Here is a 15,429-nt window from a genome sequence, read left to right as displayed (position 1 = left end):
CTCTCCGCCCTGCTGTCCGGCACCACCGGCGAGGATCAGCTCGCCGTGCGCCCCACCGGCGTCCTCGCCCGCCGCATCGTCCCAGCCCCAGCCCCCGCCGACGCCGGCTCCTGGACCCCGCGCGGCACCGTCCTGGTCACCGGTGGCACCGGCACCCTCGGCCCGCACCTGGCCCGCTGGCTCGCCGACCAGGGCGCCCGCGACCTGGTGCTGACCAGCCGCCGCGGCGCGGACGCCGCCGGAGCAGCCGAGCTCGTCGCCGAACTCGCCGAGCGGGGCTGCGCCGTGACCGTCGCCGCCTGCGACGTCCGCGACCGCGACGCCGTCGCCGCCCTCCTGGACCGGCTCGCCGCCGAGGGCCGCACGGTGCGCAGCGTCTTCCACACCGCCGCCGTCATCGAGCTGCAGTCGATCGAGGAGACCGGTCTCGACGCGTTCGCCAAGGTCGTGCACGCCAAGACCGCCGGCGCCGCGCACCTGGACGAACTCCTCGACGACGATCAGCTCGACGCGTTCGTGCTGTACTCCTCCACCGCCGGCATGTGGGGCAGCGGCCGGCACGCCGCGTACGTCGCCGCCAACGCCCACCTCAACGCCCTCGCCGAGCACCGACGCGCCCGCGGCGCCCACGGCACCGCCATCTCCTGGGGCATCTGGGCCGACGACATGAAGCTCGGCCGGGTCGACCCCGGCCAGATCCGGCGCAGCGGCCTGGAGTTCATGGACCCCCAGCTGGCCCTGACCGCCCTGCGGCAGGTCCTCGACGGTGACGAGGGCGCGCTGGCCGTCGCCGACGTCGACTGGGACCGCTACCACCCGGTCTTCACCTCCTCGCGCCCCACCGACCTCTTCGCGGAGGTGCCCGAGGTCCGCAGGATCACCGAGGAGAGCGCGGCCCGTACCACCGGGGGCGGCGAGTTCACCGCCCGGCTGCGCGCCCTGCCCGCAGGCGAGCAGGACCGCCTCCTGCTCGACCTGGTGCGCTCCGAGGCCGCCACCGTCCTCGGCCACGCCTCCCCGGAGGTGCTGTCCGAGCGGCGCGCCTTCCGCGACGTCGGCTTCGACTCGCTCACCGCCGTGGACCTGCGCAACCGGCTCGCCACCGTCACCGGCCTCACCCTGCCCAGCACCCTGGTGTTCGACTACCCGGACCCGCTCACCCTCGTCGGTCACCTGCGCGAACTGATCGGCGGGCCCGCCACCGGGACCGACGCCCCCGTCCGCACCGCGGCCGCCGCCGACGAACCCATCGCCATCGTCGCCATGAGCTGCCGTTACCCGGGCGGCGTCACCTCCCCCGAGGCCCTGTGGGACCTCGTCGCGGCCGGTGCCGACGCCATCACCGGCTTCCCCGCCGACCGCGGCTGGGACGCCGACGCCCTGTACGACCCCGACCCCGACCGGCCCGGCACCACGTACTCCACGCAGGGCGGCTTCCTGCACGACGTGGCCGACTTCGACGCCGGCTTCTTCGGGATCTCCCCGCGCGAGGCCCTGGCCATGGACCCGCAGCAGCGGCTCCTCCTGGAGACCGGCTGGGAGGTCATGGAACGCGCCGGGATCGACCCCGCGACCCTGCGCTCCAGCCGCACCGGCACCTTCATCGGCGCCAGCTACCAGGACTACACGGCCGGCGGCGCCGGCTCCGAGGGTGCCGAGGGCCACCTGATCACCGGCACGATCTCCAGCGTGATGTCCGGCCGACTCGCCTACACCTTCGGACTGGAGGGCCCGGCGGTCACCCTGGACACCGCCTGCTCGTCCTCCCTGGTGGCACTGCACCTGGCCTGCCAGTCGCTGCGCAACGGCGAGTCCACCCTCGCCCTGGCCGGCGGCGTCAGCGTCATGGCCACCCCGCAGGCCTTCACCGGCTTCAGCCGCCAGCGTGCCATGGCCCCCGACGGCCGCTGCAAGGCCTACGCCGACGGCGCCGACGGCATGAGCCTGGCCGAGGGCGTCGGACTGGTCCTGGTCGAGCGCCTGTCCGACGCCCGCCGCAACGGCCACCCCGTCCTCGCCGTGATCCGCGGCTCCGCCGTCAACCAGGACGGCGCCTCCAACGGCCTGACCGCCCCCAACGGCCCCTCCCAGGCCCGCGTCATCCGCCAGGCCCTCGCCGACGCCGGACTCACCCCGGGCGAGGTGGACGTGGTCGAGGGCCACGGCACCGGCACCGCTCTCGGCGACCCCATCGAGGCCCAGGCCCTGCTCGCCACCTACGGCCAGGACCGGCCCGGCGACCGGCCGCTGCTGCTCGGCTCGGTGAAGTCCAACATCGGCCACACCCAGATGGCCTCCGGCATCGCCGGCGTCATGAAGACGGTCATGGCGATGCGGCACGGCACCGTCCCGCGCACCCTGCACGTGGACACCCCCTCCAGCCACGTCGACTGGACCTCCGGCGCCATCGAACTGGCCACCGAGACCGTGCCCTGGCCCGAGAGCGGCCGCCCGTACCGGGCGGGCATCTCCTCCTTCGGCCTGTCCGGCACCAACGTCCACACCATCGTCGAGCAGGCCCCCGAACAGCCCGAGCCCGCCGCGGCCCCCGCACCCGCGGCAGCCGGCCCGGACATCCTGCCCGCGGGCGTCCCCGTGGTGCTGTCCGCCCGTACCGCCGACGCCCTGCGCGACCAAGCCGCCCGTCTCCTCGACCACCTGACGGACCACCCGGAGCTGCCGCCGGCGGACGTGGCCCACTCGCTGGCCACCACCCGCGCCGCCCTGGAGCACCGGGCCGCCGTCCTCACCGACGACCGCCGGGGCCTGGAGCGCGCGCTGACCGCACTGCGCGACGGCAGCCCCGACCCCGCCCTGGTCACCGGTGCCCCGGCGCGGGGCCGCCTGGCCTTCCTCTTCACCGGGCAGGGCAGCCAGCGCGCCGCCATGGGACGCGAGCTGTACCAGCGCCACCCCGTCTTCGCCGATGCCCTGGACGCCGTACTCACCCGCTTCGACCAGGAGCTCGACCGACCGCTGCGCGAGGTCCTCTTCGCACCGGAGGGCACCGAAGAGGCCGCCCTCCTGCACGACACCGCCTACACCCAGCCCGCCCTGTTCGCCCTCGAAGTCGCCCTGTACCGGCTCGTGGAGTCCTGGGGCGTCACCCCCGACGGCGTGGCGGGCCACTCCGTCGGCGAGATCGCCGCCGCCCACGTCGCCGGAGTGTTCTCCCTGGAGGACGCCTGCACCCTCGTCGCCGCACGCGGTCGCCTCATGGCCGCGCTCCCGGCCGGCGGCGCCATGGTCGCCGTCGAGGCCGCCGAGGACGAGGTGCTGCCGCTGCTGGCGGGCCTGGAGGACCGCGTCTCCCTCGCCGCCGTCAACGGCCCCCGCTCCGTGGTGATCGCGGGCGACGAGGAAGAGGTCGCCGGCATCGCCGCCCGCCTCGCCGCGGACGGCCGTCGCAGCCGCGCCCTGCGGGTCAGCCACGCCTTCCACTCGCCGCGCATGGAGCCCATGCTCGACGACTTCGCCCGCGTCGCCCGAGGCCTCACCTACCAGGCGCCGGTCCTGCCGGTGGTCTCCACCGTCACCGGCGACCTCGCCACCGCCGAGGAACTGCGCACGCCCCAGTACTGGGTGCACCAGGTCCGCGCCACCGTCCGCTTCGCCGACGCGGTACGCACCCTGGACCGCCGAGGCGCCACCTCCTACCTGGAGCTGGGCCCCGACGGCACCCTGTCCGCCGCGACCCGCGCGATCCTCGACGGCGACGGTGACGGCGACGGCAACAGTGACGGCGGCCGGACAGACGGCACCGCACCCGTCACCGCCGTCCCCGCGCTCCGCCGCGACCGCGACGAAGTGCCCGGCCTCACCGCGGCCCTCGCCGGGCTGTACGTGCGGGGCACCGGCGTCGACTGGACCGGCACCCTGCACGGCACCGGCGCCCGCCGCGTCGACCTGCCGACGTACGCCTTCCAGCGCAGCCGCTACTGGCCCGACACCGCCTTCGCCCCGGTCACGCACGACGGAAGCACCGGCGGCGGCGAGGACGCCGCCTTCTGGGCGGCCGTGGAGCGCGGTGACCTGCCGGCGCTCGGCGCCGACCTCGGGCTGGACGAGGAGACGCTGTCCGCCCTGGTGCCCGCCCTGTCCTCGTGGCGGCGCCGCCGCACCGAGCGGGCCGCCGCCGACAACCGCCGCCACCGGATCGTGTGGAAGCCGCTGGACGGCGCCCCCACCGGCCGGCCCGCCGGCACCTGGCTGGTCCTGCGCCCGGCCGGTGCCCCCGTCCCCGAGGCGACCGCACTCCTGGAGGGGCTCGGCCCGGACGCCACCGTCGTCACGGTCGACACCACGGCCACCGCCGACCGCACCGCGCTCACCGCCTCCCTGCGCGCTCTGCCCCGCCCCGACGGCGGGTTCACCGGCGTCCTCGCCCTGCTCGCCCTGACCCCCGGCGCCGAGGCGCACACGACCGAAGCGCCCGCCGCCGACACCACGGGCGACGACCCCGCCGGCACCGCCGCGCTCGCCCCCACCGCCGCCGCCCTCAACGCCCTCGACGACGCCGGGATCACCGCCCCCGTCTGGCTGCCCACCCGGCAGGCGGTCAGCACCGGCCGGGCCGACCGCCTCGCCCACCCCGGGCAGGCCGCCCTCTGGGGCCTCGGCCGCGTCGCCGCCCTGGAGCGCCCCGAGCGCCGGCTCACCCTGGTCGACCTGCCCGAGCACATCGACGAGCGGGTCGTACGACGCCTCGCGCACCTGCTCGCCACGCCCGGCGAGGAGAACCAGCTCGCCGTCCGCGCCTCCGCCACCTACGCGCGGCGCCTCACCCGCCACCCCGCCCCCCAAGGATCGGCGCCCCGCGCGTTCGCCCCCCAGGGCACCGTCCTGATCACCGGCGGCACCGGAGCCCTCGGCGCCCACGTCGCCCGGCTGCTCGCCGGACGCGGCACCCCGCACCTGCTGCTCGCGGGCCGACGCGGCCCGGACGCACCCGGCGCCGCCGAACTCGCCGCCGAGCTGCGCGAGACGGGCGCCCGGGTGACGGTCGTCGCGTGCGACACCTCCGACCGCGCCGCGCTCGCCGCGACCCTGTCCGCCGTACCGGAGGAACACCCGCTCACCGCCGTCGTGCACGCCGCGGGCGTCCTCGACGACGGCCTCCTCGACACCCTCACCCCCGAGCGGTTCGCCACCGTCCTCGACGCCAAGGCCCGGTCCGCCGCCCACCTGCACGAGCTGACCCGCGACCTCGGCCTCACCGACTTCGTGCTGTTCTCCTCGACCGCGGGCGCCCTCGGCGCCGCCGGGCAGGCCAACTACGCCGCGGCCAACGCCTACCTGGACGCCCTGGCCGAACACCGGCGCGACCAGGGCCTGCCCGCCACCTCCGTGGCCTGGGGCCCCTGGTCCGGCACCGGCATGGCCGGTGACGGCACGGGCGTCGAGGACCGGGTTCGCCGCGGCGGCTTCACCCCGATGAACCCCGAGGACGCCCTCGTCGCCCTCGACACCGCCGTCGGCCACGGCGACACCACCCTCCTCGTCGCCGACATCGACTGGCGGCGGTACGCGGCCGTGTTCGCCCCGAACCGGGCCCTCGTCGGCGATCTGCCCGAACTCCGCACCGGCGGCGGCGCGCACGGCGCCCCCGCGGACACGGAGCCGGTCCTGCGCCGCCAGGTCGCCGCCCTGACCGGTGCCGCCCGCGAGCGGTACCTGCTCGACTTCCTGCGCGCTCAGGTCGCCGCCGTGCTCGGTCACCCCGACCCGGCCGCCGTCGAACCCGACCGTGCCTTCACCGACCTCGGCTTCGACTCGCTCACCACCGTCGAACTGCGCAACATTCTGACCGCCACCACCGGCCTGCGGCTGCCCGCCACCCTCGTCTACGACCACCCGACCGCCCGCGACCTGGCTGCCCACCTCCTCGCCGAACTCCTGGGCGACCTGCCCGAACCCGTCGCGGCACACGGCGCCGGCGCGGGAGCGCAAGGGCCCACGGACGACGACCCGGTGGCCGTCGTCGGCATGGGCTGCCGCTTCCCCGGCGGCATCGAGACCCCCGAGGACCTGTGGCGCCTGCTGGCCGACGGCCGCGACGCGGTCTCCGGCTTCCCCACCGACCGCGGCTGGGACCTGGAATCCCTCGCCCGGGGCGGCTCCGCCACCCTGGAGGGCGGCTTCCTCGACGGCGCCGGACTCTTCGACGCCCCCTTCTTCGGCATCTCGCCGCGCGAGGCCCTGGCGATGGACCCGCAACAGCGGCTGCTGCTCGAAACCGCATGGGAGGCCCTGGAGCGGGCCGGCATCGACCCGCGGAGCCTGCGCTCCAGCGCCACCGGTGTCTTCGTGGGCACCAACGGCCAGGACTACGCCACCATGCTCCGCCGCGGCACCACCGACGTGCAGGGCCACGCCGCCACCGGCACCACCGCCAGCGTGATGTCCGGCCGCCTGTCCTACACGCTGGGCCTGGAGGGCCCGGCAGTCACCGTCGACACCGCCTGCTCCTCCGCCCTGGTCGCGCTCCACATGGGCGCGGGCGCGCTGCGCTCCGGCGAATGCTCCCTGGTCCTCGCGGGCGGCGTCTCGGTGATGTCCAGCCCCGACGCCTTCGTCGAGTTCACCGCACAGGGCGGCCTCGCCGCGGACGGCCGCTGCAAGGCGTTCGCCGACTCCGCCGACGGCACCGCCTGGTCCGAGGGCGCCGGCGTCCTGGTCCTGGAGCGCCTGTCCGACGCACGCCGCAACGGCCACCCGGTCCTCGCCGTCCTGCGCGGCTCGGCCGTCAACCAGGACGGCGCGTCCAACGGCCTGACCGCCCCCAACGGCCGCGCCCAGCAGCGCGTCATCCGCCAAGCACTGACCGACGCCCGCCTCACCCCGGCCGACGTGGACGCCGTCGAGGCGCACGGCACCGGCACCACCCTCGGCGACCCGATCGAGGCCCAGGCCCTGATCGCCGCCTACGGCGAGGCACGCGACCCCCGACGGCCTCTGCTGCTCGGCACGGTCAAGTCCAACCTGGGCCACACCCAGGCCGCCGCCGGTGCCGCCGGCGTCATCAAGACCGTCCTGGCCCTGGGCCGCGGAGAACTCCCGCGTACCCTGCACGTGGACACCCCGTCCTCGCACGTCGACTGGTCCGGCGGCACGGTCGAACTCCTGCGTGAACACCGGGCCTGGCCCGAGACGGGCCGCCCGCGCCGCGCCGGTGTCTCCGCCTTCGGCGTCAGCGGCACCAACGCCCACGTGATCCTGGAACAGCCCGCCCCGGCCGCCGAGCCGGAGCCGCCGGCGGAGCCGGGGGCCGCCCCGGCCGTCGTACCGTGGCTGCTCTCCGCCCGCTCCGAGGCGGCCCTGACCGCCCAGCACGCGCGGCTGACCTCCTTCACGCAGACCCGGCCCGAGGTACCGGCGCTCGACACCGCTTACAGCCTGGCCGTCGGCCGCTCCGCCTTCACGCACCGCGCGGTCCTGCTGGTGACGCCCGAGGGCGAGCCCGTGGAGACCGTCCGCGACCACGCCACCGAACGCAGGCTCGCCGTCCTCTTCTCCGGTCAGGGCTCGCAGCGGGCGGGGACGGGGCGTGAGCTGTACGCGCGCTTCCCGGCCTTCGCGGAGGCCCTGGACGCGGTGGCGGCCCGGCTCGACGCCGATCTCGAACGTCCGCTGCGCGAGGTGCTGTTCGCACCGGAGGGGACGGCCGAGGCCGCGCTCCTGGACACCACCGGATACACCCAGCCCGCGCTGTTCGCGGTCGAGGTGGCGCTGTTCCGCCTGGTCGAGTCGTGGGGTGTGACTCCCGAGTACGTCGCCGGTCACTCCGTCGGTGAGATCGCGGCGGCGCACGTGGCGGGGGTGTTCTCCCTGGAGGACGCCTGCACGCTGGTGGCGGCCCGGGCCCGGCTGATGCGGGAACTGCCCGCCGGGGGCGCCATGGCGGCCGTGCAGGCCACCGAGGACGAGGTCACGTCCCGCCTCACCGACGGCCTGTCCGTGGCGGCGGTCAACGGCCCGGACTCCGTGGTCGTAGCCGGTGCCGAGACCGAACTGGCGTCGCTGGTCGAGGAGTTCGACGGCGAGGGCCGCAAGACCCAGCGCCTGTCGGTCAGTCACGCCTTCCACTCGCCGTTGATGGAGCCGATGCTCGCGCAGTTCCGCCGCGTCGCCGAGACCCTGCGGTACGCCGAACCCCGCATCCCGGTCGTCTCCAACGTCACTGGTGCGGTCGCCGAGCCGGGGCAGCTGACCACCCCCGAGTACTGGGTGCGGCACGTCCGCTCCACCGTCCGGTTCGCCGACGGAGTACGCGCCCTCGCCGGCGCCGGTGCCGACGCCTACCTGGAGATCGGCCCCGGCGGCGTGCTGACCGGCATGGCCGCCCGGGTGCTCGACGACACGGGGGACGGCGCCGGCCGCGACGCGGCCGACAGCCCGGTCGTACCCGCGCTGCGCAAGGACCGCGACGAGGAGCGCGCCCTGCTCACCGCGCTCGCCCGGTTGCACGCGGCCGGCGTCGGCGTCGACTGGGCCGCCTGGTTCCACGGCACCGGAGCCCGCCGCACCGACCTGCCCACCTACGCCTGGCAGCACCGGCACTACTGGCCCGAACCCGCCTCGGCCACCGGTGCGGGTGCCGGGCAGGACCCGGTGGACGCCGCGTTCTGGGCGGCGGTGGAGCGGGAGGACCTGGAGTCCCTGTCCGCCACCCTCGGCCTGGACGACGCGGTCCTCTCCGGCGTGCTGCCCGCCCTGTCCACCTGGCGCCGCGGCCGGTCCGAGCGAGCCCTCGTGGATGGCTGGCGCTACCGCGTGACCTGGCAGCCCCTCACCGGCACCGCCCCCGCCGCCACCGGCCGATGGCTCGTCCTGACCCCGGCCGCGCTCGGCGGCGACCCGTGGGCCGAGGCCCTGGCCGGGGCGCTCGGCGAGGACGCGGTACGCCTCCTCCTCCCGGCCGAGGACGAGGGCGCCGCCGCCCGCCTCGACGCGGCCGCCGACGGCACCGCGTACGCCGGTGTCCTCTCCCTGCTCGGCACCGGCACCGGTTCCGCGCACTCCGCCGACCCGATCGACGGCCCCGCCCGGCCCGACGCCCTGCTGCGCCTCCTGAGGGAGGCCGGGATCGACGCCCCGCTGTGGTGCGTCACCCGCGGCGCGGTCCGCGTGGGCCGCACCGACCGGGCGGCCGACCCCGGGCAGGCCGCTCTCTGGGGGCTCGGCCGGGTCCTGGCCCTGGAGGAGCCGGAGCGTTGGGGCGGGCTCGTCGACATCGACCACGTCGCCGACGCCCGGACCGCCGACCGCCTGCGCGCCGTGCTGGCCTCCGGCACGGCGGACGGCACCGCCGAGGACCAGGTGGCGCTGCGCGCCTCCGGCGCCTTCGGACGGCGCCTGACGCGGGACACCGCCCAGCACCCCGACACCGTCTGGCACCCCGCCGGAACCATCCTGGTCACCGGCGGTCCGGAGGGCTTCGGCGGCCACGTCGCCCGCTGGCTCGCCGCCCACGGAGCCGCCGGGGTGCTGCTGGCCGGACCCACCGACCCGTCCGGCGACGCCTTCACGGCGCTGCGCACCGAGGTCGAGACCGCCGGCGCCGTCCTCACCGCGGTCCACCACACCGACCCGGCGGACGCGGGCCCACTCGCCCGGGCCGTCGCCGCCCTGCCGGCCGACCGTCCGCTGACCGCCGTCGTCCACACCGGCGACACCGGCACCATGGACGAGCCCTCGACGACCGCCGTGCACGCCGCCCACGACGCGCTCACGGCCGCCGTGGGGGAGCGGACCCTGGACGCGTTCGTCGTCTTCAACTCCATTTCCGCCGTCTGGGGCGTCACCGGACAGGGCCCGGGCGCCGCCGCCGGGGCCTTCCTGGACGCCCTCGTCCAGCGGCACCGCTCGGACGGCGTCAACGCGCTCTCCGTCGCCTGGGGCGCCTGGCAGGGCGCCGGGCCCGACGGGCTCGCCGCCCACCTGCGCGCCAACGGACTGCCCGCCATGGAGCCGGGACGCGCCCTCGCCGCGCTCGCCGCCCTGGTCGGCGAGGCCGCCGAGGAACCGGCGGCCCCCGCCTCCGTGACCGTCGCGGACGTGGTGTGGGACCGGTTCGCCCCGGCGTTCACCCGGACCCGCCCGAGCCGGCTGTTCAGCGCACTGCCCGAGGCCGGCGCCGCCCTGCGCGCCGTGGACGGCGCCGACGGCGACGCGGGCACCACCGCCGACCTGCGGAACCGGCTGCGCCCCCTGGACCGGGCCGACCGCGAACGCGGCGTGCTGGACCTGGTGCTCGCCGAGGTCGCCACGGTGCTCGGCCACGCCGACGCGGGCGCCGTACCGGCCACCAGCGCCTTCAACGACCTGGGCTTCGACTCGCTGACCGCCGTCGACCTGCGCAACCGGCTCGCCACCGTCACCGGCCTCACCCTGCCCGCGACGCTGGTCTTCGACTATCCGACGCCCGCCGCGCTGGCCGCGCACCTCCTCGACGAACTCTTCGGCGGACACGCGGGCCGGTCCACCACCGCCGACGCGTCCGCGACCCGCTCCGCCACCGACGACGGGGACGACCCGATCGTCATCGTGGGCATGAGCTGCCGCTACCCCGGCGACGTGCGTTCCCCCGAGGACCTGTGGGAACTGCTCGACACCGGGACCGACGCCATCGGGGGCTTCCCCACCGACCGCGGCTGGGACCTCGAACGGCTCCTGCACGGCGACCGGGACGGCCGCGGCCGCAGCGTCAGCCGCGAGGGCGGCTTCCTCTACGACGTCGCCGACTTCGACCCCGCCTTCTTCGGGATCTCCCCCCGCGAGGCCCTGGTCATCGACCCGCAGCAGCGGATCGTCCTCCAGGCCGCCTGGGAGGCCCTGGAGCGGGCCGGCATCGACCCCGCCACCCTGCGCGGCGGCGACACCGGTGTCTTCGTCGGCGGCGGCAGCGGCGACTACCGTCCCGCGATCGGCCAGACCGGGCACGTGGAGACCGCCCAGTCGGCGAGCCTGCTCTCGGGCCGGCTCTCCTACACCCTGGGCCTCGAAGGGCCCTCGGTCAGCGTCGACACCGCCTGCTCGTCCTCCCTGACGGCCCTGCACCTCGCCGCCCAGGCGATCCGCGGCGGCGAGTGCACGCTCGCCCTGGCCGGAGGCGTCACGGTGATGTCGACACCGGTCGGCTTCGTCGAGTTCGGCGAGATGGGGGCGCTCTCCCCGGACGGCCGCTGCAAGCCCTTCTCCGACGCCGCCGACGGCACCGCCTGGGCCGAGGGAGTGGGCATGCTCGTCGTGGAGCGCCTGTCGGAGGCGCGCCGTCGCGGCCACGAGGTCCTCGCCGTCCTGCGCGGGTCGGCCGTCAACCAGGACGGCGCCTCCAACGGCCTGACCGCCCCCAACGGCCCCTCCCAGCAGCGCGTCATCCGCAAGGCGCTGGCCGCCGCGGGCCTCACCGCCCGCGAGGTCGACGCGGTGGAGGCGCACGGCACCGGCACCGCCCTGGGCGATCCCATCGAAGCCCAGGCGCTGCTCGCGACGTACGGCCGCGAGCGCCACCCGGAGCGTCCGCTGCTGCTCGGTTCCGTCAAGTCCAACATCGGCCACGCCCAGGCCGCCGCCGGTGTCGCCGGAGTCATCAAGATGGTCCTCGCCATGCGGCACGGCACCCTGCCCCGCACCCTCCACGCCGACCGGCCCTCCAGCCACGTCGCCTGGGACCCGGACGCGGTACGGCTGCTGACCGAGGCCACCGACTGGCCCGAGACCGGACGCCCGCGCCGCGCGGCCGTGTCCGCCTTCGGCGCCAGCGGCACCAACGCCCACGTCGTCCTGGAACAGGCCCCCGCACCGGCCCCCGCACCGCGCAACCCGGCCGGGACCACCGGACCCGCGACCGAACGGCCCCTGCCCGTGCCGCTGTCCGCGGCCACCGCGGACGCCCTGCCCGAGCAGGCCGCCCGGCTCCGCGACCGGCTGCTCGCCGCCGGCCCGGGGGACCTGCCGACCCCGGCCGACCTGGCGCTCTCCCTGGGCACCACCCGCTCGGCGTTCGAGCACCGGGCGGTGCTCGCCGTCGCCGGACGCGACGAACTCCTGGACGCGCTCACCACCTTGGCCGAGGACCGCGACGACCGCGCGGTGCTGCGCGGCCGCGCGGCACCCGGCGGCCGGACCGCGTTCCTCTTCCCCGGCCAGGGCTCCCAGCGCGCCGGCGCGGGACGCGCCCTGTACGCCCGCTTCCCGGTGTTCGCCGCCGCCCTCGACGAGGTCCTGGCCCACTTCGACCAGGAACTCGACCGCCCGCTGCGCGAGGTGATGTTCGCCGAGGAAGGCACCGCCGAGGCGGACCTCCTGGACAGCACCGGCTGGACCCAGCCCGCCCTGTTCGCCCTCGGGGTGGCCCTGCACCGGCTGTGCGAGTCCTGGGGCGTGCGGCCCGACCTGCTGGCCGGCCACTCCGTCGGAGAGATCGCCGCCGCGCACGTCGCCGGAGTGTTCTCCCTCGAGGACGCCTGCCGGGTCGTCGCCGCCCGCGCCCGCCTGATGCAGGCACTCCCGGCCGGCGGCGCCATGCTGGCCGTCCGCGCCACCGAGGACGAGGTCGCCCCGCGGCTGACCGGCCGGCTCTCCCTGGCCGCCGTCAACGGCCCGGAGGCCGTGGTGGTCTCGGGCGACGAGAACGCGGTGACCGCGCTCGCCGACGAGTTCGCCGCGCTCGGCCGGAAGACTAGGCGTTTGCGGGTCAGCCATGCATTTCACTCACTGCACATGGACGCCATGCTGCAGGACTTCGAACGGGTCACCCGTAGCGTGTCGTACACCCCGCCGAAGCTGCCCCTGGTGTCGAACCTGACCGGGGAACCGGCCACCGACGCGCAGGTGTGCGACCCCGGGTACTGGGTCCAGCACGTCCGCCGCGCGGTCCGCTTCGGTGACGGTGTCCGCACCCTCGCGGCCCGGGGCGCCACCCGCTACCTCGAACTCGGCCCCGACGGCGTCCTGTGCTCCCTCGCCCAGGACACCCTCGACACCCTGGCCGACGAGAACCGTCCCGCCCCGGCGATCGTTCCGGCGCTGCGCACCGGACGCGACGAGGAAAGCTCCCTGATCACGGCGGTGGCCCGGCTGCACGCCGCCGGCCAGCCCGTCGACTGGCCGGCGCTCCTGGACGGCACCGGCGCCCGCCGGGTGGACCTGCCGACCTACCCGTTCCGCCGGCAGCGGTTCTGGGCCGACGCGGCACCGGCCGCCGCCGGAGCGCCGCGCGGCGCCGGGAGCGCCGGGGACGAGGCCTTCTGGGCCGCCGTCCAGGACCAAAAGTTCGACTCCCTCGCCGGCGAGCTGGGCGTCGACGGCGACGCACTCTCCCGCGTCCTGCCCGCCCTGCGCGACTGGCGCCGCAAGCACGGCGACCAGGCCACCGTGGACGGCTGGCGCCAGCGGATCGCCTGGCGGGCTCTGAACCGGACCGCCGCCGGCACGCCCGTCGGCACCTGGCTCGCCGTGCTGCCCGAGGGACACGCCGAGGATCCGTGGACCGCGCAGGTCCTGCGGATCCTCGGCACCGGGACCGTGACGATCGAGGTGCCGGCCCACGACCACGGCCGTGCCCCGCTCGCCGCCGCGATCCGCCACCACCTGGACGTCTCGGGCCCGTTCACGGGCGTGGTCTCCCTGCTCGCCCTCGCCGGCGACGCCCCCGCAAGCGACGCCCCCGGCGGCGGCGCGGGCACGGGCCTCACCGCCGACGGCACCCCGCTCGGCGCCGCCCTGACGGCGACCCTGGTCCAGGCCCTCGGCGACGTCCGCACCGACGCCCCGCTGTGGTGCCTCACCCGGGGCGCCGCCGCCGTCTCGCCCGCCGAGACCGTGGCCGCACCCCTCCAGGCCGCCGTCCACGGACTCGGCCGGGTCGCGGCCCTCGAACACCCGCAGCGCTGGGGCGGCACCGTCGACCTGCCCGTCACCCTCGACGGGCGCACCGCCGAACGGCTCGCCGCCGTCCTGGCCGACCCCGAGGGCGAGGACCAGCTCGCCGTCCGGCCCGGCGCGGTCTTCGGCCGCCGCCTCGCCGCCGTACGCCTCGAGGCGCCCCGCGACTGGCAGCCCACCGGCACCGTCCTGATCACCGGCGGCACCGGCGCCCTCGGGGCCCGCACCGCCCGCCGGCTCGCCGGGGCCGGAGCCCGCCGCCTGCTCCTGCTCAGCCGCACCGGACCCGACGCACCCGGCGCCGCCGAACTCGCCGACGACCTCCGCGCACTGGGCGCCGAACCCGTCATCACCGCCTGCGACACCGCCGACCGGGACGCCCTGGCCGCCGTCCTCGCGCAGCTGCCCGACGACGCGCCGCTCACCGGCGTCGTCCACGCCGCCGGCGTCCTCGACGACGGCGTGGTGGACGGCCTCGCCCCCGAGCGGTTCGCCACCGTGTTCCGCGCCAAGGTCACCTCCGCCCTGCTCCTCGACGAGCTGACCCGCGCCCACGAACCGGAGGTGTTCGCCCTGTTCTCCTCCGCGTCCGCCGCGGTCGGCAACCCCGGCCAGGGCACCTACGCCGCCGCCAACGCGGTCCTCGACGCCCTCGCCGAACGCCGCCGGGCCGAAGGCCTTCCGGCCACCTCGGTGGCGTACGGGGCCTGGGACGGCGAGGGCATGGCCGGCGGCGAGCGCGCCGCCGCCCTCGCCCGCCGCACCGGCATCCGGCCGCTCGACCCGGACCTCGCGGTCCTGGCCCTGCGGCAGGTCGTCACCGGCACCGACCCGGTCGCCGTCGTCGCCGACGTCGACCCGGACCGGTTCGTGCGCGCCTTCACCGGCGTCCGGCCCAGCCGCCTGCTGGCCGAGATGCCCGCCCACGCCGCCCTCGCCGCCGCCCCGGACGGCGGACGCGACGCCCGGGAGTCCGGACCCGCCCTGCGCGAGCGGCTCGCCCGGCTCCCCGAGGGCCGCCGCGCCACGACCGTGCTCACCCTGGTACGCGAACGCGCCGCCGAGGTCCTCGGCCACCCCGGCACCGACCAGGTCGGCCCCGACCGCGCCTTCCGCGACCTCGGATTCGACTCCCTCGGCGCCGTCGAGCTGCGCAACCAGCTCAACGCCGCCACCGGACTGACCCTGTCCGCCACCCTCGTGTTCGACCACCCCACCCCCGCCGCCCTCGCCGGGCACATCCTCCAGCAGCTCCTGCCCAGCGGCACCGGCGGCACCTCGAACGCCGCCGGTACCGGCGACGACGAACGCGCCGTGCGCGCCGCCCTCGCCGGCCTGCCCCTGGAACGGCTGCGCGACAGCGGCCTCCTGGACCGGCTGCTGGAACTCGCCGGACAGACACCGGACGCGCCCGGCGCCCACCGGGACACCACGACCGTGGACGACGACACCTACGACGTGTCGATCGACGCCATGGAGATCGACGACCTGGTGCAGGCGGCACTCAACGCCACCCCTGACGAAGAGCGGGACTGACGGAGC

General features: G+C 76.7%; 1 protein-coding gene (running past one end of the window). It reads left to right on the top strand.

What is annotated here, in order from left to right; all coding sequences use genetic code 11:
- Nucleotides 1–15,423: the 3' portion of a type I polyketide synthase gene (locus tag ACIQ6R_RS14490; protein WP_404221392.1), read on the top strand. It extends 13,509 nt beyond the left edge of the window; only the last 15,423 of its 28,932 coding nucleotides appear in the window; its start codon lies off the left edge, out of view; it ends in the stop codon at nt 15,421–15,423.
- Nucleotides 15,424–15,429 lie beyond the last annotated feature (6 nt).

Source organism: Streptomyces sp. NPDC096048 (assembly GCF_044763415.1).
GTDB lineage: Bacteria > Actinomycetota > Actinomycetes > Streptomycetales > Streptomycetaceae > Streptomyces.
Note: the sequence above shows the minus strand (reverse complement) of the source record. Positions and strands in the feature narration are given on the sequence as shown.